General features: G+C 72.1%; 19 protein-coding genes. 3 read left to right on the top strand and 16 right to left on the bottom strand.

What is annotated here, in order from left to right:
* Positions 1 to 122: 122 nt before the first annotated feature.
* The 15 genes from WMF24_RS24045 to WMF24_RS23975 all read right to left on the bottom strand — a co-directional run bounded on the left by WMF24_RS24045 (position 123) and on the right by WMF24_RS23975 (position 16,488).
* The gene (locus WMF24_RS24045; protein WP_437729701.1) at positions 123 to 830 is read right to left on the bottom strand and encodes a hypothetical protein; all 708 of its coding nucleotides are present in this window, start codon (positions 828 to 830) and stop codon (positions 123 to 125) included.
* 264 nt (positions 831 to 1,094) lie between these two features.
* Complete coding sequence (locus WMF24_RS24040; protein ID WP_437729700.1) at positions 1,095 to 1,433, bottom strand: cytochrome C oxidase subunit IV family protein; 339 nt, start codon at positions 1,431 to 1,433, stop codon at positions 1,095 to 1,097.
* A 15-nt stretch (positions 1,434 to 1,448) separates the two neighbouring features.
* Complete coding sequence (locus tag WMF24_RS24035; RefSeq protein WP_437729699.1) at positions 1,449 to 2,123, bottom strand: cytochrome c oxidase subunit 3 family protein; 675 nt, start codon at positions 2,121 to 2,123, stop codon at positions 1,449 to 1,451.
* The gene (locus WMF24_RS24030) at positions 2,095 to 3,756 is read right to left on the bottom strand and encodes a cytochrome c oxidase subunit I (protein ID WP_437729698.1); all 1,662 of its coding nucleotides are present in this window, start codon (positions 3,754 to 3,756) and stop codon (positions 2,095 to 2,097) included. The genes WMF24_RS24035 and WMF24_RS24030 overlap by 29 nt, the downstream gene beginning before the upstream one ends.
* Positions 3,753 to 4,844: a cytochrome c oxidase subunit II gene (gene coxB / locus WMF24_RS24025; protein ID WP_437729697.1), complete on the bottom strand. Its 1,092-nt coding sequence runs from the start codon at positions 4,842 to 4,844 to the stop codon at positions 3,753 to 3,755. The genes WMF24_RS24030 and coxB overlap by 4 nt, the downstream gene beginning before the upstream one ends.
* Positions 4,841 to 5,677 carry an SCO family protein gene (locus WMF24_RS24020; protein ID WP_437729696.1) on the bottom strand — a complete coding sequence of 279 codons (837 nt, stop codon included), beginning with the start codon at positions 5,675 to 5,677 and terminating at the stop codon, positions 4,841 to 4,843. Before WMF24_RS24020 ends, coxB begins: the two co-directional genes overlap by 4 nt.
* Entirely contained in the window at positions 5,674 to 6,066 is a 393-nt protein-coding gene (locus WMF24_RS24015) for a hypothetical protein (protein ID WP_437729695.1), read from the bottom strand. The genes WMF24_RS24020 and WMF24_RS24015 overlap by 4 nt, the downstream gene beginning before the upstream one ends.
* Positions 6,063 to 7,259 (bottom strand): hypothetical protein, encoded by a 1,197-nt coding sequence (locus WMF24_RS24010; RefSeq protein ID WP_437729694.1) that lies wholly within the window; start codon positions 7,257 to 7,259, stop codon positions 6,063 to 6,065. The genes WMF24_RS24015 and WMF24_RS24010 overlap by 4 nt, the downstream gene beginning before the upstream one ends.
* Entirely contained in the window at positions 7,256 to 7,888 is a 633-nt protein-coding gene (locus tag WMF24_RS24005; protein ID WP_437729693.1) for a c-type cytochrome, read from the bottom strand. Before WMF24_RS24005 ends, WMF24_RS24010 begins: the two co-directional genes overlap by 4 nt.
* Positions 7,885 to 8,430, bottom strand: coding sequence for a DUF3341 domain-containing protein (locus tag WMF24_RS24000; protein ID WP_437729692.1), 546 nt, complete (start codon positions 8,428 to 8,430; stop codon positions 7,885 to 7,887). The genes WMF24_RS24005 and WMF24_RS24000 overlap by 4 nt, the downstream gene beginning before the upstream one ends.
* A 1-nt stretch (position 8,431) precedes the next feature.
* On the bottom strand, positions 8,432 to 9,775 hold the full coding sequence (gene nrfD / locus WMF24_RS23995) for an NrfD/PsrC family molybdoenzyme membrane anchor subunit (RefSeq protein ID WP_437729691.1): 1,344 nt from the start codon (positions 9,773 to 9,775) through the stop codon (positions 8,432 to 8,434).
* Positions 9,772 to 12,798: a TAT-variant-translocated molybdopterin oxidoreductase gene (locus WMF24_RS23990; RefSeq protein WP_437729690.1), complete on the bottom strand. Its 3,027-nt coding sequence runs from the start codon at positions 12,796 to 12,798 to the stop codon at positions 9,772 to 9,774. Before WMF24_RS23990 ends, nrfD begins: the two co-directional genes overlap by 4 nt.
* 90 nt (positions 12,799 to 12,888) lie before the next feature.
* Positions 12,889 to 13,539 carry a cytochrome c3 family protein gene (locus tag WMF24_RS23985; RefSeq protein ID WP_437729689.1) on the bottom strand — a complete coding sequence of 217 codons (651 nt, stop codon included), beginning with the start codon at positions 13,537 to 13,539 and terminating at the stop codon, positions 12,889 to 12,891.
* A 299-nt stretch (positions 13,540 to 13,838) separates the two neighbouring features.
* Entirely contained in the window at positions 13,839 to 14,927 is a 1,089-nt protein-coding gene (locus WMF24_RS23980) for a hypothetical protein (protein ID WP_437729688.1), read from the bottom strand.
* A 10-nt stretch (positions 14,928 to 14,937) separates the two neighbouring features.
* Positions 14,938 to 16,488: a serine/threonine-protein kinase gene (locus WMF24_RS23975; protein WP_437729687.1), complete on the bottom strand. Its 1,551-nt coding sequence runs from the start codon at positions 16,486 to 16,488 to the stop codon at positions 14,938 to 14,940.
* Positions 16,489 to 16,790: 302 nt separating this feature from the next.
* On the opposite strand from WMF24_RS23975, the gene WMF24_RS23970 reads away from it, so the two are divergent.
* The 3 genes from WMF24_RS23970 to WMF24_RS23960 all read left to right on the top strand — a co-directional run bounded on the left by WMF24_RS23970 (position 16,791) and on the right by WMF24_RS23960 (position 24,526).
* Positions 16,791 to 17,411, top strand: coding sequence for a TetR/AcrR family transcriptional regulator (locus tag WMF24_RS23970; RefSeq protein WP_437729686.1), 621 nt, complete (start codon positions 16,791 to 16,793; stop codon positions 17,409 to 17,411).
* A 403-nt stretch (positions 17,412 to 17,814) separates the two neighbouring features.
* Positions 17,815 to 23,121 carry an AAA family ATPase gene (locus WMF24_RS23965; RefSeq protein WP_437729685.1) on the top strand — a complete coding sequence of 1,769 codons (5,307 nt, stop codon included), beginning with the start codon at positions 17,815 to 17,817 and terminating at the stop codon, positions 23,119 to 23,121.
* A 94-nt stretch (positions 23,122 to 23,215) separates the two neighbouring features.
* Positions 23,216 to 24,526, top strand: coding sequence for an STAS domain-containing protein (locus tag WMF24_RS23960; protein WP_437729684.1), 1,311 nt, complete (start codon positions 23,216 to 23,218; stop codon positions 24,524 to 24,526).
* A 106-nt stretch (positions 24,527 to 24,632) separates the two neighbouring features.
* Here WMF24_RS23960 and WMF24_RS23955 read toward each other — a convergent pair whose 3' ends face one another.
* The gene (locus WMF24_RS23955; RefSeq protein ID WP_437729683.1) at positions 24,633 to 25,838 is read right to left on the bottom strand and encodes a trypsin-like serine peptidase; all 1,206 of its coding nucleotides are present in this window, start codon (positions 25,836 to 25,838) and stop codon (positions 24,633 to 24,635) included.
* Between the last annotated feature and the right edge of the window lie 388 nt (positions 25,839 to 26,226).

Raw genomic sequence — 26,226 nt, 5'->3', positions numbered from 1 at the left:
CCAGGGTGAGCGGCCGGGAGGAGCGCACGCGCCGGGAGCGCGCTTTCGGGAGGACGGCAATACTGTGGTGCAATTGAACTTGTGCCGTGCTCCCGTCTTCCCGGTCAGAAGCCGACCGCCGCCTACCGGCACGCGCTGATCCGCACGTCGTCGATGTTCCAGCCCGACATGGGCGCGCCGCCGAAGGCGATGACGGCGCTGTAGCCGAACCGCACCCGGAGGCGCCGGCTCTTGTAGGGCGTCAGATCGTACGTGACGTTCGTCCACGCGGACTCGGTGATGTCGTCGAGCGGAGACTCGTAGACGATGCGCCAGCGCGATCCGTCGAAGACCTCGACGCGGGCCCTGTTGCGGTACGTCGTGTTCAGCCAGCGCCAGAACGACAGCGTGACCCGCCCGCTCGCGGTCGCGTCGACCGCGGGGCTCGTCAGGTAGCGCTGCGGGTGCGGCCCGGTGATGCTCGGGCCGCCGCCGAGGACCACGCCGGCGACGCCGTTGTCGCCGGCCTTCGTGTTGTCGCTCGCCGGATCGGGGAACCCCGCGCGCTGGCCGCGGGACGCCCGCGCCGGGCCGATCTCCCACCCGGCGGCGAGGCTCCACCGGGCGACGTTGTCCGAGAAATCCTCCGCGAAGAGGACCTGTCCGGAGCACGGCGCGACAGGGCCGTCGTTCCCGGGCGCGCCGCGGAACGCGGCCGGCGCGGACGCCGCCCAGTCCACCGCCGGAGACCCGTCTCCCTGCGCGATCCACGGCTCGCCCGTCGAGCCGGCGGTGCACCCCGCCGCGGCGAGTCCGAACGAGAGCGCGGCCCGTCCCATCCACCTCTTCATTGTCGCTCCTGCGGACGTGCAAATGCCCCCGGCGCAGGCGCCATTCCGCACGGCCGTCGCGCAGCGCCGAGAGCACGTGTTTGTAGGACCGAACCGGGGCGGTGGACAGCCCGGGGGAGCGGCGCCCGATGCGGTGAGATCGGCGTCAGGCGCCCTCGGACATCGGGACTCCGCCGTCGCCCTCGGTCGACCTCAGCCGCGCCCGCGCCGTCCGGGGCGACCGCGCGATCCGCGTGATCCGCGTGAGCCGCGCGAGCACGCGGATCAGCGCGGCGCGGGCGCGGCCTCGGGCAGCGGGGCCGGCGGGATCGGCGTGCGCGAGATCGTCTCGCGCTCCGTCACGTCGGAGATCATCAGCGTGAGCAGCAGGCCGAGCAGGAGCGTCGACACGATCATCGGGAGCGCGTTCGAGAAGCGCTGCTCGATGAGGTGCATGAAGAACAGCAGCACGAGCACCGTCTTCACCGTGGCGATGAGCAGCGCCGCGACGACGTCGGCCCGGCCGAGGTGGGCGAGCGAGAGGAGGTACGAGACCAGCGTGAGGACCATCAGGGCGAGCCAGACGATCACGTAGGTCCGCGAGGAGAGGTGCTTGACGGTCATGGGTGCCACCTGCCGTTAGCGGTGCATCAGGTAGAGCATCGGCCAGAGGAATATCCAGATCACGTCGACGAGGTGCCAGTAGAGCCCGCCGAGCTCGACGTGCGTCTCGTTGCCCGCGCCGTACCGGCGCCGGCGGCACCCCCACGCGAGCCAGCCGAGCACGACGAGCCCCGCGGTGACGTGGACGGCGTGCAGGCCGGTCGAGACGAAATACAGCGTGAAGAACAGCCGCGCGCCCGCCTGCGGGAGCTCCTCGAAGCGGTAGGCGGCGCCGGGGAAGATCCCGTGGTGGAAGTGGTTCGCGTACTCGACGCCCTTCAGCGTGAGAAAGGCGACCCCGAGCGCGATGGCGCCCAGCAGCAGACGGCCGGCGCGCACCGGCCGATCGAGGCGCACGGCGTAGACGCTCAGCGCGACGAGGAGGCTGCTCGTCAGGAGGATCGCCGTGTTCGCCGTGCCGATCGGGGCGCTGTTGTGCGCGATGCCCGCGACGAAGTCGGCGCCGTACATCGCGCGGTAGGCGGCGTACAGGCCGAAGAGGCCGCCGAAGAGCAGGACCTCGCTGGCGAGGAAGATCCACATGCCGAAATGCGCGGCGTGGGTCTGCTTCTCGAGATCCTCGAACTGCATGGCGAGCCGCGCCGGGGCGAGCGGCTGCGGCTCAACGGGCGGCGGCTGAGATTCGAGCATGGGCCTCCTCGTCGGTCAGGTGGTAGTCGTACGGGCCGCGCTCGACGACCGGGGTCACCGGGAAGTTGTGCTTCGTCGGGATCGGCGGCGTGATCCACTCGTAGCTGCGCGATCTCCACGGGTTGGCGGGGGCGCGCGCCCCCCAGCGAAGCGCGATGAGGAGGTTGACCAGCGCGAGCACGAGCGCGGCCGCGAGCAGGTAGGCGCCGCCCGTCGAGAGCACGTTGAGCCACTGGTACTGCTCCGGGTAGCTGTAGTAACGGCGCGGCATCCCGGCGTTGCCCAGGAGGAACTGGGGGAGGAACGTCAGGACGAACCCGAGGAACGCCCCGAAGGACGTGAGCAGCCCCATGGGCTCGGAGTACATGCGGCCGAACATCTTCGGGAACCAGTAGTGCGCGGCCGCGAGGAACGCGGTGAGCGAGCCGCCCACCATGATGAAATGGAAGTGGGCGACGACGAAATACGTGTCGTGCCAGTGCACGTCGAGCGACTGCGTCGCGACGGCGATGCCCGTCATGCCCCCGAAGACGAAGAGGAACAGGAACCAGAGGAAGTAGAGCATCGGGGTGTTGAAATGGATGGCCCCCTTCTGCAGCGTCGCCACCCAGGTGAAGACCTTGATGGCGGAGAAGATCCCGATGAACATCGAGAACGCGCCGAAGATGCCGGCGTCGACCTCGCTCATCCCGGCCACGAACATGTGGTGCCCCCACCCCGCGAACCCGATGAGCGCGATGCCGAGCGACGAGACGGCGATCGCCCAGTAGGACGCCGGCTGGCGCTGCGAGAAGGTGCAGACCACCTCGCTTACCACCCCGAGCGCCGGGAGCACCATGATGTAGACGGCAGGGTGGGAGTAGAACCAGAACAGGTGCTGGAACAGCACGGGATCGCCGCCCAGCGCGGGGTCGAAGAGGCCGAAATGGTAGATGTGGTCCGCCCCGACGAGCAGGATCGTGAGGCCGAGGACGGGGGTCGCGAGCAGGATGATGATGCTCGTGCTGTAGATGGCCCACACGAAGAGGGGGAGGCGGCCCCAGCCGAGCCCGCTGGCGCGCATCGTGTGCGTCGTCGCGATGAAATTGACAGCGGTCATGATCGACGAGATGCCGAGGATGAAGATGCCGATCACGACCGGCATGACCGCCGTGGGCGTCGTCGTGCTGTAGGGGGGGTAGAACGTCCAGCCGGTGTCGGCGCCGCCGACCACGGCGGCCGACAGCGTGATCGCGCCGCCGATCGCGAAGATGTAGAGGCTCGCCAGGTTGAGGCGCGGGAACGCGAGGTCCTTGGCGCCGATCATGATCGGGAGGACGAAGTTCCCGAAGATGTTCGGGATCGACGGGATCAGGAACAGCCACACCATGACCACGCCGTGGAGCGTGAACATGCGGTTGTAGGTCGACGCGTCGATCACGGTGGGCCCCGGCGTCAGGAGCTCCGTCCGGAGGACGAGCGCGAAGACGCCGCCGAGCAGGAGCATCGGGACGACGAGCGCATAGAACATGATCCCGATGCGCTTGTGATCGGTCGTGAGCAGCCACGAGCGCACGCCCGCGTCGGCCCGGAGATAATCGGCCTCGTGCGCGCCGTGCCCCGGCGCCGCACCCTCGATTCCGTGTGCGATCATGGCGTCGTCCCTCCCGGCGCGGCGGCGCCGCTCCCGGTCGCGCCGCCGTCCCACGGCACGACGGGGCCGCGGGGCACGTCGCGGATCGATTTGATGAGCTCGATGATGGCGGCGACCTCCGGCGGCGTTATCTGCCCCAGGTACGACGGCATGACCGGCTGGAACCCGCGGTGCATCACGGCGAGCGGGTCCATGATCGACTCGGTGATGTACGCCTCGTCGGCGATGCGCTCGCCGCCGGCCTCGAGCGGCACGACGGCGCGGTACAGGCCAGCCCAGGTGGGGCCGATGTGCGTCGTGCCGTCGAGGGTGTGGCACCGGAGGCAGTTGTGCCGGGCGGCGGCGCGCTCGCCGCGGCTCGGCATCGTGGGCTCGGCCTCGGCGCGCTCCTGCTCGGCCTGCGCGGCGGCCTCCTGGGCGAACGCCGGCGTGCTCGCCGGGCCGCCCTGGAGCCAGCGCTCGTAATCGGCGGGCTCCAGCGCGATCACCTGGCCGCGCATCTCCGAGTGGCTCGTGCCGCAGTACTCCGTGCAGAGGATGGGGTACGCCCCGGGCTCGCTCGCCTCGAACCAGGCCGTCGTGTAGCGGCCCGGGAGGACGTCCTGCTTGATGCGGAACGCGGGGACGAAGAAGCTGTGGATGACGTCCCGCGACGTCATGATGAGCTTGACCGGCCTGCGCGCGGGGACGTAGAGCACCGAGATCATGCTCTCTCCCTCGGGATAGGCGAACTTCCACATCCACTGCTTGCCGGTGACGTAGACGTCGAGCGTGTCCGCGGGCGGCGTGCGCAGGTCGATGAACTGGCGCGTTCCGACGTTCCAGAACGCGAGGAACAGGACGCCGAGGCCGAGGAGCGTCACCGTCTCCAGGGCGAGCGCCGGCTTCGCGAGCGTCCCGGCGTGCGGCCGCGCGGTGTCCTGGACGCGCCGTCGATAGCGGATGAGGAAATAGCCGCCGATCAGCGTGATCAGGACGGCGCCCCCCATCGTCACGGAGACGACGACGTAGTGGAGCCAGTCGATCTCGCGCGCCAGCGAGGAGCGCTGGTCGGGCAAGAACAGGATGCGGCGCAGGAGCTCGTTCATCGCGCGCCCTCCCGTCGGCGCTGCCACCCACGCCAGCCGAAGAAGGCGACGAGCGTGAGGACCCAGGCCAGGATGGCGGCCGCGCCGACCCGCAGGAAGCCGGCCACGTAGGGGCCGTAGCGGCGGCTCGCCGGGTCGTAGCGATAACACGTCATGAGGACCCGATCGAGGGGCGTGCCGATCTGACCGCGGCTCGCCTCGAGCAGCGCGAGCCGGAGATCGAGGGCGGGGAACTCGATGCCAACCAGCGTGCGGGAGATGCGGCCGTCCGGCGTCAGCACGAAGACCGCGGCGGGGTGCGCGTACTGGTCTGTCTGCGCGTCGTACGCGAACCGGAACCCGAGATCGCCCGCGAGCGCGCGGATCTCGGGGAGATCGCCGGTGAGGAACGGCCAGAGCTCCGGCTCCGGCGCGGCCGCCATGCCCAGGGCCGCGAGGGTGGCCGTCCGCTTCCGCGCCGCGGACGCCGGGGTGTCGCGGGGATCGAAGCTCACCGTGATCGCGCGGTAGTGCTCGCCGAGCCGGTAATCGAGCTTCGCCATGCCGGAGACGAGGCCGCGCAGCACGAGGCCGCAGAGCGTCGGGCAGCGGTAGTAGGCGAGGACGAGGAGGACAGGGCGCGCTCCGTCGAGGTGCGCGGCGAGCGGCGCTGTGCGTCCCTCCATGTCCGTGAACGGGAGCGCCGTGTTGACGGCGCTCCCGAGGCGCTCCTCGATGTCGGCCTCGCGCGCGGCCCGCGGGAGCGCCGGCGGGTCGGCGGCGGCCGCGAGCGGCGCGCGCGAGAGCGAGAGCGCGAGGAGCGCCGCGGCGGAGAGGTGCGCTGTCCTCATCATCGGCCCTCCTCGACGACGAGGCCCATCGCGTCCTCGATCGGGATCTTGACGAGCCCGCGCTCCCGGTCGGCCCAGCCGAAGCGGCCGAGCTCCTCGCGCTTCCTGCGGTTGAGCACCTCGCCCAGGCCCTCCTCGCCGGTGGCCTTGCGGCGGAAGATCCGCTGATCGACCCCGGACACCACGCCGCGCGGCTCGAAGCCCTCGCGCGCGTGCTCTGCGGTCCTGCCGACGGAGCGGAGCGCCGCCTCGCGGCCGCGCAGGATCATCCAGGACCAGGCGCCCAGGATGGCGAAGATGACGATGACCGCGAACGCGATCGCGAGGATCCTCCGCCAGGGGAGGTGATCCTCTTCCTGGCGCACGTCGGGACGGCGGTAGTGGGACGTCATACGCTCTCGTAGCGGAGTGCGGCCGGCAGCGCCGGGTCGTTGACGGGGACGAGCGGCTTGCCGCGCTGCCGGATCGCGGCGAGCGCGACGCACGGGCCGACGACGGCGAGGAGCGCCGCGAGATCGAGCCAGTGGTACGGCGCGCGAGCGCCGGAGGCCTCGGGCACGACGAGCCAGTGCATGTCGAGGTAGTGCGCGACGAGGACCCACGCGGCGACCGCCGACAGCCAGGCCGGCCTCCGCTTGATCCTGTAATTGAGCAGGATCGCGAAGGGGATCACGAAGCGCGCGAGCACGAGGACGAGGGTCGCCGCCCCCCACGGGCCGTGGGCGCGGCGCAGGTAGAACTCGGCCTCTTCGGGCTTGTCCGCGATCCAGATCAGCATGAACTGGAAGAAGGCGGCGTAGGCCCAGAAGATGGTGAACGCGAGGAGCAGCCGGCCGAGCGCGTAGTAGTGCGACGTGTTCAGCCCGGGCAGGAGGCCGGCGCGATCGGTGGTGAACGTGAGCCCCGTGAGCAGCGCTATCGCGGCGACGAAGCCGCCGGCGAAGACGTAGACGGGGAACATCGTCGAGACCCACAGCGGCGCGAGCGACATGAGCCAGTCGAACGACGCGAAGGAGAACGACAGCGCCACGAGCGGCAGGCCCCCGACGCTGAGCGCGCGGAGCCGCCCGCCGCCGGCGAGCGCCGGGCTCGCGTCGCCCCGGAGCGAGCCGCCGCGCAGGAGGGCGCTCAGGGCCAGCCAGATGGCGAAGTAGACCGCCGTCCGCGCGAGGAAGAAGGGGAGGTTCAGGTAGGGGGTCTTGTGGAGCACGATCGACCGGGCGTGCTCGTCGTGGATCGACTCGGGATGGAGCCAGTCGCCGTAGAGCGAGTCCATCCCGAGGAGGAGCGGGAGGAACAGCACGGCGAGGAGCGGCAGCGCCGAGAGGATCGACTCGGCGAGGCGGCGGACGGCCACCGGCCATGTCGCGCCCATCGCGTGGCAGATCATGAGGAAGATGAGCGCGCCGACCGCGGTGGTCACCGCGTAGGCGTACGCCGCGAGGTACGCGTGGAAGACGCGCTCCCGGTCCACGAACGCGCCGACGACGAGCAGGACGGCGCCGAGCAGCGCGAGGCCGAGCGACCGCACGACGAGCGCGCGGCCGCCCCGGAAGATGGGGATACGAGGGATTCGCCCGTTCACGGGAGCTCCTTCAGGGCGCGCTCGCGGAGGGGCAGGGGGAGCGCGTCGAGCGCGGCGGCGCGGCTCCTCCCGAGCGCCTTGACGTAGGCCACGATCGCCCAGCGCTCCCGGAGCGGGATCTGCGGCTCGTACGAGCGCATGAGGCCGTAGCCCTCGACGATGACCTGGTAGATGCGGCCGGGCGGGAACGCCTGCACGCGCGCGTCGACGAGCGACGGCGGGCGCCGCTGCGTCATGTTCCGCGCGACCTCCGACTCGCCGTCTCCGGCGACCCCGTGGCAGGCGCCGCAGAAGATCTCGTAACGGCCCTGGCCGTACCGGACGAGCTCCAGCGTGACAGGGATCGGGATGCGGTCGACGTACGCGCCGCCCGCGACGCCCCGCGTGAGCCCGGGATCGCCGGTCACCCGGTCGTTCGGCACGGTGCCCTCGGGCGGGCGGCGCATGACGGCGCCGTCGTGGAACATCTCCGCCGGCTCGTACGGCGCGTAGCGCTTCTGGCGGAGCATGCGCTCGAGATCCAGCGTGTTTCCCTCGCCGGGCTCTTCCTGGGCCGGGGTCGCCGGGGTGCAGGCGGCGCAGAGCGCCGCGGCGAGCCCGGCGAGCGCTGCCGAGCGCCCGCGCCTCACGGCCGCTCCTGTCGCGGCGGGCTCCCGGCCCAGGCGACGGTGAGCGCGCCGAGGTCGGTGAGATCGCGCTCGGTGATGGGCCGGATGAGCGCCGGGTCGCGGGCGTCGATGCCGATCCAGAACCGATCGATCGTCGCGCGCTCGAACCCCGGGACATCGAACACCGGATTCCAGAGCTCGGGCAGCTTCGTGAGGACGAGCAGCACGACGAAGCCGACGAGGGCGGTCGTGAGCACCATCATCTCGAAGGTGATCGGCACGAACGCCGGGGCCGCGTGCTGCGGCCGCCCGCCGATGTTGAGCGGGTAGTCGTAGACGCTGTTGTGCCACTGGACGAGGTAGCCCCCCGCGGCGCCCGCGAGCGCGAAGGGCAGGAGGATCCACGTGAGCGGCGACCGGTCGAGCCCGAGCGCCGCCTCGGCGCCGTGGATCGGATACGGCGTGAACGCGTCGAGCCGCCGGTATCCGCGGCTCCGGAGCTCCGCGATCGCCCGGAGCATCGCCTCGGGCGTCTCGAACTCGGCGAGAAGTCCTCTCTTCATCTCAGTGCTCCTCCTTGCCGAGCTCGTGGTTCAGCTCCTTGACCTCGGCCACGGGGATGAACGGGAAGAGGCGCAGGAAGATGAGGAAGAGCAGCAGGAAGAAGCTGATCGTCCCGGCGAACATCGAGATGTCGACCCACGTCGGCCGGTAGGCGTGCCACCCCGACGGGATGAACTCGCGCTGCAGCGACATGACGATGATCACGAACCGCTCGGCCCACATCCCGACGTTCACGAGGATCGAGATGATCCAGAGAAGGACCATGTTCCGCCGGACCCGCGAGGACCAGAGGAGCTGGGGCACGAGGACGTTGCAGAACATCTGCGCCCAGAACACGGCGGCGTTCGGGCCGGTGGGGCGCGCGACGAAGAACTGGTAGATCTCGTACTCCGATGCGCTGTACCAGGCGGCGAAGAATTCGATGATGTAGGCGTAGATGACGATCCAGGCGGTGACGAGCGTGAGCTTGCTCAGGTTGTCGATGTGCCGCTGGGTGACGACGTTGCCGAGGTGGAAGACGCGGCGCGCGGGGATGAGCAGCGTCAGCACCATCGCGAAGCCGGAGAAGATGGCCCCGGCGACGAAGAACGGCGGGAAGATCGTCGCGTGCCACCCCGGGACGAGCGCCGTCGCGAAGTCGCTGCTCACGATCGAGTGGACCGAGACGACGAGCGGCGTCGCGAGGCCCGCGAGCAGCCCGTAGAGCAGCCGGTAATGGCGGAAGGCGCGCGCGGAGCCGCGCCAGCCGAGCGACAGGACGCCGTAGACGATCCGCCGCCCGCGGGTCGGGGCCCGGTCGCGCAGGGACGCGAAATCGGGGATGAGCCCGACGTACCAGAAGACGAGCGAGACCGTGAAGTACGTGAAGATGGCCGCGGCGTCCCACGGGAGCGCGCTCTTGTACTGGGGCCAGACCGCGAGCGTGGAGGGGTAGGGGATGAGCCAGTAGGCGAACCACGGCCGGCCGAGGTGCAGGAGCGGATAGAGGCCCGCCTGCATGACGGCGAAGAGCGTCATCGCCTCGGCGAACCGGTTGATGCTCGTGCGCCAGCGCTGCTCGAGGAGGAGCAGGATCGCGGAGATGAACGTCCCCGCGTGGCCGATGCCGACCCAGAACACGAAGTTGATGATCCCGAACGCCCAGCCGACAGGGATGTTGTTGCCCCAGACCCCGATCCCCGTGACGATGGTGTAGACGACGGTGAGCGCGAGCAGGGCCGTCCCGGCCCCGGTGAGGGCGAAGGCCGCCCACCACAGCCTGGAGCGCGGCTTCCACACGACCGACAGGAGCTGCTCCGAGAGGGCCTCGTCGGTGGGGCGCCCGATCAGGAGGGGCTGGGTCACGGCTTGACGAGCTCCGGGTTCTCGTTGTCGATGCGCGCGAGGTACATGTTCCTCGGCCGGGTGCCCTGGTCGTGGAGCACCTCGAAGCTCCGCGGCTCCTCCCGCCAGGCGACCATCTCCGTCTCCTTGTGCGCCAGGGAGCCGAACTGGATCGCCCGCGTCGGACACGCCTGCTGGCAGGCGGTGACGACCTCTCCGGGGCGGATCTCGCGCTGCTCGACGCGCGCCGCGATCTCCGCGCGGCGGATCCGCTGGACGCAGTACGTGCACTTCTCCATGACGCCGCGCTCGCGCACGGTGACGTCCGGGTTGCGCTGGAGCCGCGCGAGCCCGTCGTTGAAGGCGTGGAGCTCGGTATAGTCGAACCAGTTGAACCGGCGGACCTTGTAGGGGCAGTTGTTCGAGCAGAACCGCGTCCCGACGCAGCGGTTGTACGTCATCTCGTTGAGCCCGTCGGGGCTGTGCGTCGTCGCGTTGACGGGGCACACGTATTCACACGGCGCCTTCTCGCAGTGCTGGCACAGCATCGGCTGGTGGACGACGCCTGGGTCGCGCGGGTCGCCGGAGTAATAGGTGTCGATCCGGAGCCAGTGCATCTCGCGGCTCTTCAGCACCTCGTCCTTGCCCACGACGAGGATGTTGTTCTCGGCCTGACACGCGACGACGCACGCGCTGCACCCGGTGCAGATCGTGAGATCGATCGTCATGGCCCACTGACCGAGCGGCACCCCGGGGGCGGACACCTGGGGCATGAGCGACGGCTGCGGGCCCTTGAACGCCTCCGTGAAGCCGGGGTGCTCGCGGTAGACGGCGAGGGGGACCGAGAGCGCGATGGGGCGCCCGTGCAGGCTGAAGTGCCTCTGCGTGAGCGCGAGCTCGTGCTTCTCCCCGGGGCGCTTCCGCACCGAGGCGCCCGCCGCGAAGAACGGCGCGTCCGAGGTGCGGAGCCGGTACGCGTTGGACCCGACGCCGGCGGCGAGCGACTCGGCGCCGCTCCGGCCATAGCCGAGGTTCAGCGACACGGTCCCGTCGGCGTGCCCCGGCGCGACGAGCACCGGTATCGAGAGCGTGCGCCCCCCGAGCTCGACATCGACGATGTCCTCGCTCTCGACGCCGAGCGCCTCCGCGGTCCCCGGGCTGACCAGCGCGGCGTTGTCCCAGGTGAGCTTCGTCATCGGGTCGGGCAGCTCGAGCAGCCAGGGATTGTTGGCGAAGCGGCCGTCGTACACGCTGGCGTCGGCCGAGAAGGCGATCTCGATGGCGCCCGCCGGCGTCGGCGCCGCCGCGGCGAGCTGCGTGAGCGCCGCGGCGATCCCGGCGGGCCGGAGCGCGGCGTTCTCGCGCGGGGCGGCGGTGCCCTCGACGAGCCCGCGCCGGAGCGCCTCCTCCCAGAACGCGTCGAAATCGGCGCCGCCCCGGCGCGCGCTCCACGCGCCGCGGAGCAGCTCGCGCGCGCTCCGGCGCGGCTCGCCCGCGAACACGGTGAGCACCTCGGAGGCCGTCCTGCCCTGGAAGAGCGGCTCGATGAGCGGCTGGATCAGCGAGATGGTGCCGTCGTAGGCGCGCGCGTCGCCCCAGGCCTCGAGGTCGTGCGCGGCGGGCACGAACCAGTCGCAGGCGGCCGCCGTCTCGTCCTCGTAGAGCCCGAGGTAGACGCGGCTCCGCACGGCGCGGAGCAGCGCGGCGAGCTCGAGATCGGCCGGCGCCGTGTAGGCGACGTTGTTCTCGAGGATCACGAGGGTGTCGACGGCGCCGCGCCGGATCTCGTCCGCGAGGGCGGCGAGGTCCTGCTCCGCGCCGCCGCCCGTGATCAGCGTCCCCCGGGTGGCCCACGAAGCGCGGTCGCTCTGGAGCGCGGTGTTCATGAGGTGCGCGATCGCGTGGACCGCCGGCGGCTGCCGCTCCCCGACGACGACGACGCTCGCCGCGCCGCCGCGCGCGAGGTCGCGCGCGAGCGCCTGGACGAACGGCCTGTCCTCCGCGCGCACCCGCGCCCGGAGCGCCCCGAGCGCCCCGAGCGCCTCCGCGGGGACGGCGCCGGGCCGCGCGCCCTCGGCGAGGAGCAGCTCCGCCGCGATCGCCGCGGCGATCGCCGGCACCTCGCTGGGCCGCCGGCGCAGGCGGTGATCGGCCATGCTCCCGGTCGGGCTCAGGCCGGGCTCGACGACGTAGAGCCGGTTCATCGTGCCCGTCGGCGACCCGATGCGCCTGCGCTCGGCGAACTGGCGCGAATACGGCACGCTGAACGGCATCGACGCGAGGAAATCAGCGTCGAGCGCGAGGATGACGTCCGCCGTCCTGAAGTCGTACTGCGCCTGGAGCGGCGCGCCGAAGGCGAGCTCGGCCCCGCGCGCCGGGTGCGGCGACCTGGCGGGCGCGTGGAACGTGAACCGGGCCGCTGGGTGGCGCTCCTGGACACGGCCGATGAGATCGAGCGTGAGCGGCGAGCCGGTGGGCCGGAGGACGAAGCGGAGCCCGGCGCCGCGGTCGTCCCGCGCGCCGCCGAACTGCTCGACGAACGCCTCCCACGCGGCCGGCGCCGGGCCGCGCCGCGCCGCGCGCGCGCGGTGCCGGTCGTAGAGGCCGAGCACCATCGCCTGCTCGTAGACGCCGGTCGATCCGAGGCTCGCCGGGTGCTCCGGGTTGCCCTCGACCTTCGTCGGCCGCCCCTCGTGGTTCTCGACGAGGATGCCCGTGGCGAACCCGTCGAGATCGAGGCTCGTGGCGTAATACCGGAGGATCCCCGGGGTCACCTCCGGCGGCGTCGTCACATAGGGGACGATCTTGTCCGCGGGCTTCGCGTTGCACCCGGACACGCCGGCGAGCGCCATGCTCGCGCCGAGGAGCTTGAGCCAGCTCCGCCGGTTGAGCGCGCCGGCGTCGCCCTCGCCGCCGGGGAGCGCCTGCGCGGCGGCCTCCCGGAGCTCCGGTGTCTCGAGGAGCTCCGCGAGGCTGCGCCAGTACGCTTTGCCCGTCTTGCCGTCGAGCGCGGAGCTCCATGGGATCTGTGTTCGATCAGCCATCGTCCCTCTTCAGGTCATCGGTGGATCGCCGCCGCCTTTGCCGCTGTCCCCTGTTCGCCGCCTGCTCGCCCTCCTCGCGCCGGCGCTCGCTCACCTGTGGCAGGTCGAGCAATGAAGGAGCCGCCGCACGCCGAGCTCCTGCGCGATCTGCCGGCCGATCCGCTCCGCGTCGGGGCCTGGGTCCCAGTCCATGTCCGCGACCGCGGAGGGCGGGCGGAGGTGCCGCTCCGGCGCCCTGTGGCAGTCGAGGCACCAGCCCATCGTCATCGGAGACGCCTTGTAGACGTCGGGCATCTGGTCCACGCGGCCGTGGCACGTCACGCAGCCGACGCCCTTGTTCACGTGGATCGCGTGGTTGAAGTAGACGAAATCGGGGATGTCGTTGACGCGATTCCAGGGGATCGGCGTGTCCGAGAAATAGCTGCTCCGGACGAGCTGGAGCTTCGGGCTCTGGTTCCAGATCTGGTTGTGGCACCCCATGCAGAGCGCCGTCGACGGCATCCCCGCCGTGCCTGCCCGTTCGACCGTCGAGTGACAGAACCGGCAGTCGATGGCGTCGTCCTGCACATGGTGCCTGTGATCGAACTGCACCGGCTGCTGCACGGGCAGGTTCCGCCCGGTGTTCCAGTCGCTGCGCACGTAGATCATCGGCGCTGCCACGGCCGCCGCGCCGCCGAGGAGGACGGCGGCGATGGCGATTCGGAAAGCGGTGTTGCTCCAGCGCGGAAAAACGGATGCCATGATGGGGCTCGACCGGCGCGCCCACCCTGCGTCAGCGCGGCCGTCTCCATCGATGCGAGGATCGCGGGGCCCGTTTCGCGGACACGCCACCTCCCGCGCGCCGGCGCCCGCGCGTTCGGGGGATCCCGGAAGGGCGCCGTCCGGTGTGCGCGTGTCGTGCGTGCGATCGACGGCGAGCGACCTCCGCGCGGCGATCTGCGATCAACCGGTCTTCGCCTGCCGGGGTGGGGTGCCGGGGTGTTCTTCGATCACGAGGCGGGCGGCGGCCTTGTCGCGCGCGCCGGCCGGCCGCCGCGCGCTCACATCGACCAGCGGAGCCCGGCGTAGCGCGGCCCGAGGACGAGCTCGGGCGAGGGCGCAGGCGCGGCGGCGGCGCTCTTCGCCGGCTCCACCGGCACCTTGCGGCCGCCGATGATGGCGAGCGGGATGCCGACGCCCGCAAAGATGAGCCCGCCGACGACGAGCGCGGCCCCGGCGTCCGCTGCGCTCTCGCCCTCGTCGAGGTAGCCGAACTCGTCCTCCACCGGATCCCCGGAGTCGGCCGAGGCGAACGCCAGGCCCCCGCCGATGAGGGCGACGGCGCCGATGCTCGTCAGGACGATGCCGGTGACCATCATCCCCTTGCTGCGGCGCCGCATCTGCGGCCGCGCCGGCGCGGCGGGGACGGGGGCAGGTCCGGCCACCGGCGCGAGGGCCGCGCCGCCGGCCGGTCGCGCCGGGCCGCTCGCCGGCGGGGCCGCGCCGCCGGTCGCCGGGGCCGCGCCGCTCGCGGGCGGCGCCGCTGCGCGCGCCGGCGCCCCCGCGGCCAGCGGCGGGATCGCCACCGCCTCCGCGGCGCCCGCCCGGGTGAGCTCGACGGTCTTCGCGAACGGCGCCCGGCCCGCCGCGGAGGCCTCGATCGTGTGCTTCCCCGGATCCACGGGCACCGGGATCCCCCACTGCGCGCGCCCCACGACGGCGCCGTCGCGCTTCACCTGGAGGTCGGCCGGCGCGTCGGCCGGCGCCGTGATCGTCAGCCGGATGAGCCGCGGCTCCAGCGCCGTCGCGCGCTGCCGCGCCACCTTCTCGCGCTCCGCCTGCCCGGCGGCCCTCGCCGCGCCGGCCACGTCGAGGAACGTCGACCAGGCGCTCGCCGTCCGGCCGACCTGCTCGTAGCAGACCGCCAGGTTGAACTGCGTCCCGATCCCGGGATCGAGCCGCTGGCTCTCCTCGAGCTTCGGGCACGCGTCCGCGTGCTTGCCCTGGGCCATGAGCTGCCTCGCCGCGTCGAACAGCGCCTGCGCTGCGGCCGTGTCGGCCCTGGCGTCGCGGGCGCCGCCCACGAGGGCGGCGAGGAACGTCGCGAGCGCCAGCAGGCGCCCGAGGTGCTGCATGGGCAGGCTCGTCATGGTCGTGTCCTCACTTGCGATCGTCGAACAGGTTGCCGCTCACCGGCGGAACGGGCGGCGCGGCGGGCGTGGCCGGCGGCCGGGAGACCCGGGGCGGCGGGGATGCAGCGGCGCCCGCAGCGCGCGGCGCGGCGCCGGCAGCGCGCGGCGCCGCGCTCGCCGGGCGCTGCGCCGCCGGCCTGGCGCTCGCGGGCGTCGCGGGGGCTGCCTCGGCAGGGCGCGGAGCCGCCGCGGGGCCGTCCGCCGGCGCGGGGCCGTCCGCCGGCGCGGGGCCGTCCGCCGGCGCGGGCGCCTCGGAGGCGCCGGGCGTGACGGCCGGCGCGAGCGCCGCGGGCGCGGCCGGCAGCGCGGCGGAGGCGGCCGGCTGCGCCGCGGCGTCGGACAGCGGCGGCGCCGCCGACGCGCTGGCGGACGGCTCGGCCGGCGCGTCGCCGGGCCGCGCGCGGCCGTTCAGGAAGGCGAAGGCCGCGACCGCGGCGATCAGCGTCGCGCCGCCGGCCAGCGCGAAGGTGAGCCCCAGGGGCCGCTTCCGCGCCACGACCGTCCCGCTCCACGTCGGCGAGGTGCTCGCCAACGTGGGGGAGGTCGCCCCGCTCCCCGACGCGACCGGCGCCCGCGGGGGGCCCGAGCTCCGCGCGATCCCGCTGATCCGCTCGACCGACAGCCTCGCCCGCCCTGTCGCGAACGGCGCGAGCGCCGCGGCCAGCTCCCCGACGTCGCGGAAGCGCCGCTCCGGCGTCTTCTCGAGGCACCGCAGGACCACGGCCTCGAGCCCCGGGGGCACGTCGGGGCGGAACGCGGCGAGCGGGCGGGGGGCGGCCTGCATGATCGCCACGCAGAGCTGCGGCATCGTCGCGCCGTCGAACGGCGGCGCGCCGGAGAGCAGCTCGAACAGGATGACCCCGAGCGACCAGATGTCGGTGCGCGCGTCGACGTCGCGGGACGACTTGAGCTGCTCCGGCGACATGTAGAGCGGCGAGCCCATCACCGCCTGCGTGTCGGTGATCCGCGGGTCGGAGCCGCTCGGCGCGACCTTCGAGATCCCGAAGTCGAGCACCTTCACGCACGGCGAGCCGTCCGCGCGCCGCGTGAGGAACAGGTTCGCCGGCTTGAGGTCGCGGTGGACGATGCCCGCGGCGTGCGCCTCGGCGAGCGCCTCGCACGCCTGGAGCACGTACTCCACCGCCGCGTACGGGGGCATCGGCCCGCCGGCGCGGAGCGCGTCGCACAGGTCGCTGCCCGACAGGTACTCCATCACCATGTACGGCGTGCCCGACTCGAGCGTCCCGACGTCGGTCACGCGCGCCACGTGCTCGCTCTTGACCTTCACCGCGGCGCGCGCCTCGCGCACGAAGCGCTCGGCCAGCGTGCGCGAGCGCGCCGCCGCCGGCAGCAGCAGCTTGATCGCGACCCGCTCCTCGAGCTGGAGGTGCGTCGCCGCGACGACGACGCCCATCCCGCCGGCGCCGATCACCCGCTCGACGCGGTATTTCCCGGCGATCACCTGCCCCTCTCGAACCAGCCCCTCGGCTTCGTCGTGCGTCGGCGCGGTGCTCGTCATGGATCGGTCCCTTCGGCGCGCCGGATCGAGGCCCGCGTGGAGGCGCGATCTTCGAGGAAATCCCGGCGCAAAGCCAGCCCACGATAGCCGCCGGACGGACGGCAATCAATCGCGTGGCTGCGCTCCGTCGCGCGGTGGGGATCGGCGCGCGCCCCGCCCGAGCACGCGCCGGTCCTCCGGCGCGCGCCCCGCCGAGCGCGCGCCCCGCCCGAGCACGCGCCGGTCCCCACCGCGCGCCGTGCCCCGGTTCCTCCCCGGAGCGCTTCCCCCGCGCGGGATTCCGGGAGAACATCGCGCGCGTCATGGAGCACGGCCCCCCCGGCAGCGCGAGCGAGCGGCGCCAGCGGATCCTCGAGGCGACGGAGCGGCTCCTGCGCCGCTACGGGCCGGCCAAGACGACCGTCGCGGACATCGCGCGCGAGGCCGAGATCGCGGTCGGCGCCGTGTACCTGGAGTTCTCCTCGAAGGACGCCATCGTCGAGGAGCTCTCCCAGGGGCAGCACCGCGCCGTCATGGCCGCCATGCGCGCCGCGGCCGCCGAGGACCTGCCCTTCTGCGACCGGCTGCGCGCCGTGTTCGACGCCCGCGCGCGCGCCTTCCTGGAGCTCGCCGGCTCCGGCGAGCACGCGTGCGATCTCGTGCACTGCCAGAGCCGCGCCGTGAAGGCGGCCCACGCCCGCTTCCTCGACGAGGAGCGCGCGCTCCTCTGCGAGCTCATCGAGCGCGGCGCCCGCGCGGGCGAGCTCGACGCCGAAGACCCCGAGCTCGCCGCGCGCGCGCTCCTCCGGGCCTACGCGAGCTTCTCTCCTCCATGGCTGTTCCAGAGCTCCCGCGAGGAGGTGGAGGCGGTGCTCTCCGCCGTCCACCGGATCGTCCTTTACGGCCTCGCCGGCCGTGAGCCCGCGCGCGAGCCGCCGCGCTGACCCCCTCGCCGGCGACTCCCCACCTGCGCGCCGGCCCGAGCGCCGCGGCGCGCACCGCGCCCGACATCGCCTCTCGCTGCCGGCGGCCGGTCTCGCCGCCGTCGGCGGCCCGTCCGTCGAGGCGCCTTGACGAGCTGCGTTGAGCGCCGACACCCACGATCCCGACCCACGGGCTCTGCCCATCGAGCCCGCCCGGCCCGCGCCGAGAGGCCTGTTGTGCGCGCAAACCCCCGTTCTACGATCTCGCGCCCACGCGCGCCGATCTGTCCGTGACTTCTGACGTTTTCCGTGACAACGACGGATCGCATCGCCTACGATGCCCCCCTTGCTGGGGCCGCCCGGCGCCTGGCCAGAACGGAGCACAGCCTTGCAGGTCGCGGTGGGCTATCGCAGCGAAGCGGTGTTGCAAACAACGAATGAGCGCTGGAGCATCGTGCGCGCAGTGCGCGAGAGCGACGCGCGGCGCGTGCTGCTCAAGGCTCACCTCGACTCACCTCGTCACACTGCAGCTCCGGCCGCGGGCGCGCTCCTCAACGAATTCGAGATCACCCGCTCTCTCGACGCCGCGCACGTGCTGAGCCCCACGCGGATGGAGCGCTGCGGCGAGGCGCCGGTCCTCGTCTTCGAGGACGAGGATCTCGTGCCCCTCGACGGGCTCCTCGCGGGCTCGCCGCTCCGGATCGACCGGTTCCTCGCGCTGTCCGCCGGCATGGCCGGCGCGCTCGCCGAGGTGCACCGCCGCGGCGTCATCCACAAGCACATCCAGCCGCAGAGCTTCTTCGTCGACCCGAAGGCCGACGCCGTCCGGCTCACCCATTTCATGTTCTCGACGCGGCTCCGGAAGGAGCACCCCCAGGTGCAGAGCACGGTCGAGGAGGGCCGACTGCCCTACATGTCTCCGGAGCAGACGGGCCGGATGAACCGCGCCCTCGACTGGCGCACAGACCTCTACTCGCTCGGGGTCGTCTTCTACGCGATGCTCGCGGGGCGCCTGCCGTTCGACGCCTCGGGGCCGCTCGAGTGGATGCACGCCCACCTCGCGCGCCCCCCCGTGCCGCTGCCGGAGGACTCGGTGCCTCCCGCCGTCGCCGCCGTCGTCATGAAGCTCCTCGCGAAGGACGCGGAGGAGCGGTACCAGAGCGCAGAGGGCCTGTCGAACGATCTCCTCCGGTGTCAGCGCTCGCTCCTCGCGACGGGGCGAATCGACCCGTTCCCGCTCGGCGAGCACGACGTCTCCGGTCAGTTCCGCATCCCGCACCGGCTGTACGGGCGCGAGGGCGAGGCGCAGCAGTACCTGTCGATCTTCGAGCGCGTGCTCGGCGGCAGCCGCGAGATGATCGTGATCACGGGTTACTCCGGCATCGGCAAGACCTCGCTCGTTCACGAGATCTACAAGCCGCTCACCCGGGAGCACGGCCAGTTCATCTCGGGCAAGTTCGACAGGCTCCACCGGGGCATCCCGTACTCCGCCGTGATCCAGGCGCTCCGCGGCCTGCTCCAGCACGTGCTGGCGGAGAGCGCGGAGCGCGTCGACGAGGCGCGGCGCGCCCTGCAGAAGCACCTCGGGAGGAACGCGTCGCTCCTCGTCGACGTGCTGCCCGAGATCGCGATCGTCCTCGGCGCGGGGAATGTCCCCCCCGCGCCGCCCGAGCTCGGCCCGGCCGAGGCGCAGCACCGCCTCCTGCTCGCCTTCCGCGGCGTCCTCAAGGCGTTCTGCGACCGCGGGCGGCCGCTCGTCCTCTTCCTCGACGACCTCCAGTGGGCCGACGCGGGCACGCTGTGGCTCGTCGAGGGGCTGCTCGGGGGCGACGAGCTCGGGCCCTTCCTCCTCGTCGGCGCCTACCGCGACAACGAGGTGAACGAGAGCCACCCCCTGCGCATGACCCTGCGGTCGGTGCAGGCGGGCCCCGTGAAGGTGAGCACGATCCAGCTCTTCCCGCTCGCGTTCGCCTCGCTGATCCGGCTCGTGGCCGACACCTTGCGGCAGGACCCGTACGCCGCGGAGCCGCTCGCGCGGCTCATCATGCACAAGACCGAGGGGAACCCGTTCTTCGCGCGGCAGTTCCTCCAGGCGCTCGACGCCGACGGGCTCGTCTACTTCTCCCCGGAGGACCGCCGCTTCCGGTGGGACCTCGACCGCATCGAGGCGCGCGGGTTCACCGAGAACGTCGTCGAGCTGATGAGCGCGCGGGTGCGCGGCCTCCACCCCGCGACCGTCGAGCTCCTGACGCTCGCCGCGTGCATCGGGAACACCTTCGATCTGGAGACGCTCGCGGTCATCGCCGGCCTCGACAGGGCCGAGGTCGCGCGCCGCCTCGATCCGGCGATCCGCAACGAGTACATCCTCGGGGACGCGGGCGAGCTCGCCGAGGCGGCCGCCCAGGCCCGGTTCCGCTTCCTCCACGACCGCGTGCAGCAGGCGGTCTACGGGCTCATCGAGGGGCCCCAGCGCGAGGCGGTCCACCTCCGCATCGGCCGCCGGCTCCTCGCGGACGCGACGCCCGAGGAGCGCGCCGAGCGCATCTTCGAGATCGTCGAGCAGCTCGACCAGGGGCTCGGCCTCGTGCGCGACGGCGACGAGCGGCTCGCGATCGCCGAGCTCAACCTGGAGGCGGCCGTCCGGGCCAAGCAGGCGACCGCCTACGCCGCGGCCCGGCGCTACCTCGAGGCGGGCCGCCGCCTGCTCCCGGACGGCGCGTTCGCGTCGCGCTACGCGCTCGCGTTCGCCCTGCTGCGCCAGCTCGCCGAGGTGGAGTACCTGCTCGGCGCGATGGACGCCGCCGAGGCGCTCGTCACCGAGGCGCTCGCCCACGCGAGGACGCCGGTCGAGAAGGCCGATCTGCTGAAGCTCCGGATGGTCCAGTACACGATGCGCGGCCGCTTCACCGACACGGTGGAGGCCGGGCGGGAGGCGCTCGCGCTCGTCGGCGTCGCGCTGCCCTCCCGCGCGGGCGAGGCGGAGCTCGAGGCGCTCGTCGAGGCCGAGGCCGCGCGCGTGGAGCAGCTCCTCGCCGGCCGGGCGCCCGCCGCGCTGATCGACGCGCCGGAGATCGCCGACGAGGGCCAGCGGCTCGCCGTCGGCGTGCTCAACGAGCTGATGGCGCCGCTCTACATGCTCAAGCTCGAGAAGCTGAACTTCTTCGCCTGCTGCAGCATCGTGCGGATCTCGCTCGAGCACGGCCTCGCCCCCGAGGCGTCCTACGGCTTCGCGATGTACGGCGGCCTGATCGGCCACTTTTACGGCGACTACCGCAAGGGCTACGCGTTCGGGCGGCTGGCCGCCGACATCGGCCTCCGGTTCCGCATGCAGGGCGATTTCAGCCGCGCCTGCTACATCCTCGGCAACAACATCCAGTCCTGGGTGCGGCCGCTCTCCGAGACGGACGCGCTGTTCCGGGACGGCTACCGCGCCGGCCTCGACGCGGGCGACCTCCAGTTCGCGGGCTACTTCCTCATCTACCTGCTCCTCAACCCGCTCTTCCGCGGCGAGAGCGCGCGCGGGCTGCTCGACGAGCTGCCCGGCTCGCTCCGCTTCGCGAAGCGGACGAAGCACACGGTCGCCACGCACAGCCTCCTCGGCCTCTTGCTCGCGCTCCGCGATCTCACCGGCGACGCCGCGGCGGTGCCCGAGGAGCCGCTGACGGAGGAGCAGTTCCTCAGGGACTGCGAGGCGCACCAGACGCGCTACGCGCTCTGCCACTACCAGATCCTCAAGGCCATGTGCCTCACCCTGCACGGCCTCCCCGCCGACGCGCTGCGGGTCGCGGACGAGGCCGAGGAGAACCTCGGCTTCCTCGCCGGGAAGTTCCAGACCGCGGCGCTCCGGTTCTACCGCGCGCTCGCGATCGCGGCGCTCTTGCCCGGGGCGACGGAGGGGGAGCGGGCGCGCCTCAGGCCCGAGCTCGACGCGTGCCGCGAGCGGCTGCGCGGCTGGAGCGAGGGCTCTGCCGCGAACTTCTCCCACAAGCACCAGCTCGTCGAGGCGGAGGCGGCGCGCCTCGACGGGCGGCTCGACGACGCGGCGAGGTCCTACGAGCAGGCGATCGCGCTCGCCCGCGAGCACGCCTTCCCCAACATCGAGGCGATCGCGTGCGAGCTCGCGGGCCGCTTCTGGATGTCGCGCGGCCGGACGCGCGTCGCGCTCGATTTCCTCACGGACGCGGTCCAGGCCTACGGCCGCTGGGGCGTCGATCGCAAGATCGCGCGCCTCACCGAGGAGTTCCCGCTCATCCGACCCGGGCGCGACCGCGCCGCGCCCGGGGGCGTGCGCGCGGACGCCTTCGACGTGGAGACGCTGCTCAAGGCGGCGCGCGTGCTCTCCCAGGAGCTCGTCGTCGAGCGGCTGCTCGGCAGCATGGCGCAGGTGCTCGTCGAGAACGCCGGCGCCGAGCGGGGGACGCTGCTCCTCGCCCGCGGCGACGACCTCGTGCTCGTCGCGCAGGGCGTGGCGCACCCGCCCGGGTCGCGGGCGCTGCCCTCGATCCCGCTCGGCGACCAGAGCGACGAGGTCTGCGCCTCGGTGGTGCGGCTCGCCGTGCGCACGCGCCAGAGCGTGATCCACGCGGACGCCTCCCGGGATCCGGCGCTGCGAGACGACCCGTACGTGAGCTCCCGCAAGGTCCGGTCGATGCTCTGCGCGCCGCTCCTGCTCAAGGGGCGGGTGCTCGGCGCCATCTACCTCGAGAACAACCTGGTCGAGGGGCTCTTCGGCCCCGAGCGCCTCGAGATCCTGCACCTGCTCGCCGCGCAGGCGGCCGTCTCGTTCAACAACGCGCTCGTCTACGAGGACCTCGAGCGCATGGTGGAGGAGCGCACGCGCGAGCTCCGGAGCGCGCAGCAGCAGCTCGTCGACGCCGCGCGCAAGGCGGGGATGGCCGAGGTCGCGGGCAGCGCCATGCACAACGTGGGCAACGCGCTGAACAGCGTCATGGTGCTGCGGATGCAGCTCTCGGAGCGGGTCGCCGCCTCGCGCGTCCCGCGGCTCGCCCAGGTGGCGCAGCTCCTGAAGGAGCACCGGGGCGACCTCGGCGCGTTCCTCACGACCGACCCGCGCGGCCAGCGGCTGATCGAGTACATGGACGAGCTCGCGCGGCACCTCGCGTCCGAGCAGGAGAGCGCGGCCTCCGAGCTCCTGGAGCTCGGCGAGTGCGTCGGCCGCATCCGCGACATCGTGTCCGATCAGCTCCGGAACGCCGGCATGAAGATCATCGTCGAGCCGGTCGCCGTCTCCGCGGTGGTCGAGGACGCCCTGCGCGTCGGGCTGAACCGGATCGAGCGCGCGCACCACGGCATCGAGGTGGTCTGCGAGCTCTCGGACGAGGCGCGGGTCGAGACGGACCGGCACCGGCTGCTCCAGATCGTCACGAACCTCATCACGAACGCGCGGCGCGCCGTGTGCCACGCGGCGGGCCTGGAGCGCCGCGTGTTCGTCCGGTGCGCGCCGCTCGAGGGGGGCGGCTGCTCCGTGGAGGTCGAGGACACCGGCGTCGGCATCGCGTCGGAGCACCTCGCGCGGCTGTTCCAGCAGGGGTTCACCACGTGGCCCGAGGGCACGGGGCTCGGCCTTCACGCGAGCGTGCTGGAGGCCCGCCTGCTCGGCGCGGCGCTCCGCGCCGAGAGCAAGGGCCCCGGCCAGGGCGCGAAGTTCACGCTCGACCTCCCGGCCGCGGCGCCCCGCAGCGGGAGGATCTCCGTCGAGGCGGTCGGCTGAGGGCGCGCCCGCCGGCCGAGGCGATGCATCGGCCTTCTGTGCATGGCAGACCTGCCCCGCTCGGAGGGCTGGACCGGCACGGGCCGAGCGTGCGATGAACCCGGCGAGCGTGCTCCACGAGATGCGGATCCTGGTCGTCGACGACAACGCCTCGATCCACAACGATTTCCGTCGGATCCTGAAGGCGGCCCCCTCCAGGTCTTCGCTCGAGGAGCACGAGGCCGAGCTCTTCGGCGATGTCGACGCGCCGAGGGGGCTCCCGGCGGTGGAGCTCGACGTGGAGCTCACGCTGGCGCACCAGGGCGAGGAGGGGGTCGAGCTCGTGCGGCAGGCGCGGGCGCGCGGGGAGCCGTACGCGGTGGCGTTCGTGGATTTCCGGATGCCCCCCGGCATCGACGGCGTGGAGACGATCCACCGCATGTTCGACGAGGATCCCGACATCCAGGCCGTGTTCTGCACCGCGTACACCGACCTGTCGTGGAGGGAGATCGCGGACCGGCTCTCGCGGGTGGACCGCTACCTGATCCTCAAGAAGCCGTTCGAGCCGATGGAGGTGCGGCAGATGGCGGCGGCGCTCGGCGCGAAGTGGCGGCACGAGCGGGAGCGCGCGATGGCGCACGCCGCGCTGCTCGAGCGCGAGGCGCAGCTCCGGGCGCTCCTCGACGCCCTGCCGCAGGGGATCTTGCGGGTCGATCGGCGCGGGCGGTGCCTCGAGGCCCGGCTACCGCAGGGCATGGCCGGCGGGGTCGCGGGCGCTGTCCCGTCCTCGCTCGAGGAGCTCGTGCCGCCGGCCGACGCGGCGCGCGCGATCGAGCTGGTGCGGCGTGCGATCGACGAGGGGGTGTCGCAGCGGATGGAGTCCTCCGTGGAGGGCGTCGAGGGGCGCCGGCACCTCGACGTGCGCATCGCGGCCCTCGGCGAGCGCTCCGAGGCGATCGTCTCGCTGACGGACATCACCGAGCTGCGGCAGCGCCAGGAGCAGGAGAGCTTGCTGAGGGAGCGGGAGATCGCGCTGCAGGCGCAGGTCGATGCGCTCGGCGCGCTGTCCACGCCGATCGTGCCGATCTCCCGTCACGTGGTCGTGGTCCCGCTCGTCGGCGAGCTCGACGCGCGCCGCGGCGAGAGCATGCGGTCGGCGCTGCTCGCGGGCATCGTCGCGCGGGGGACCCGCACGGCGATCCTCGATGTCACGGGTGTGCCCAGGATGGATGAGCAGATGGCCACGGAGCTGGAGCGGACGGCGGGCGCGGTCGGGCTGCTCGGCGCCGAGCCGGTGCTGACCGGCCTCGGGCCGCAGGCGGCGCAGCAGCTCGTCGCGCTCGGCATCTCGCTGACGAGGCTGAAGACGTTTCTCACGCTGCAGGAGGGGGTCGAGTTCGCGCTCCGCCGCCGGCACAAGGCGTAGTCCTGCGTCCCCGAAGCTCTGGCTTTCCGATGGGGGAGAGTTGGAACCACAGGGGCACAGGCTCGAGTCTCGCCGGTCCCGCGGCGAATCTCCGCCAGGAGGATCGCTACAACGCCGAGTTGTTCACGATCCAGTTGTAAAGGCCGGTGGTCATCCTGCGGCCATGGTTCACGTCGTACCCGAGCCAGTCCTCCGTCCAGCCTTTGTGGACCCCCACGACGTAGCGGACGTCGGCGCTGTCGAATTTGTATATGGCTGAACCGCTCTGCCCGCTCGTCGTGTCGATGTCATACCAGAGCTCGACGCCCTCGTCGAAGAGCGGGCCCCAGTAACCCCAGATCTGCGGCCACGTTGTCTTCTCCCCGGGATAGCCATAGATGTAGCCCTGCCTATCCTCGATGGCGGACTCGCTCGCGACCCACAGGCCGTGGAAGCCGAGATCGTTGCCCGGGTCGAGGTTGCAATTCCCCGGGTACATGGAGCTGAGCTCCATGATCGCGAAGTCGTGGGAGACGGAGGTGTCGCCGTTCAGCCATTCGCTCGGAACGACGGCCTTGTAGCAACCGAATATCGGAGCGGTGCCAGAGGGATCCGGGTAGACAGTGCCACCCTGATAGGGGAACGGGTTCGAATCCTGGCTGTCCACACCAGGGCTCCAGGCTCGCGTGGCGAACCAGCCGCTACCATTGTGAAGGCAGTGGGCCGCGGTGAGGATGGTCGTCGGTCCGATGAGCTGTCCGGAGCACTGGCTCGTCACCGCCTGATTCGTGATGAGCACGCGGGTTCTGCTCGGGAACGTCGTATTGTCCCGCTTCTGCTCACGCTCGTCGGAGCCTCCGATGATGATCTGCGGGGTGAGCCCGGGCGTGAGGTCGACCTCGTTCTTGTCAGGGGCGCGGCCCCGACTGCCCTGCGTCTTCAGCTCCTTCCCTCGCGCAGCGATGATCGCGTCGGCGAGCTCGTACGCAGGCCCCTCGAGGATGTACTCGTGCTTGTTGTAGAGTACCACCGGCCGGAGCGTGTGCGCGAGCTCCTCGCGCGTCATCTGGTCCTCGGAGCGCCGGCCACGGGCGCCGGGGGCCTCGACGGACGAGAACGGCTGCGGAGCCCCGACGGGGTCATCAACGAACTTTGCAGGCCCGCGTAGCACGAAGCGTTGCCCTTTACCGCTGATGAATTCCTTCGGGACGGCCTCCGTGCCGACGATCTTGAAATCCCGAACTCCTTCGACCACCTCGACGTCTTCCGCGACGCAGCCGATCAGGAGCATTGCTGACGACGTGATCACAGCCGTCAGACTTGTCGTGCGCATGGTTCTTCGCCTTCCTGTCCACGGCAATTCAATCACCCGTGGCGCGGCGCGCCGGTGGCAAGCCTTGGACCACGCGCTTCCAGGGCGCGCCATGGCGCTTTATCGTGCAGGAGGGAGCTGCCACCCAGAAGCGACGCTGGCACGCTGGCACGCTGGCACGCTGGCACGCTGGCACGCTGGCACGCTGGCACGCTGGCACGCTGGCAGCATTGTTCGGAGCCGCTCGTCACAACATGGGCGCTTTCGCAGGGCACGAGCGCTTCAACGTCGCCGGGCAGACCCGTCAGATGAGCCGCCGCGCTCTCCTGGAAAAAGCAGGTACAGCGATCCGGGACAAGAAAAGGCGCCAGGGACGCCAGAGAGGACGCGGATCTCTCATACCGCTCTT

The organism is Sorangium sp. So ce1335 (assembly GCF_051521615.1).
Taxonomy (GTDB): Bacteria; Myxococcota_A; Polyangia; order Polyangiales; family Polyangiaceae; genus Sorangium.
Note: the sequence above shows the minus strand (reverse complement) of the source record. Positions and strands in the feature narration are given on the sequence as shown.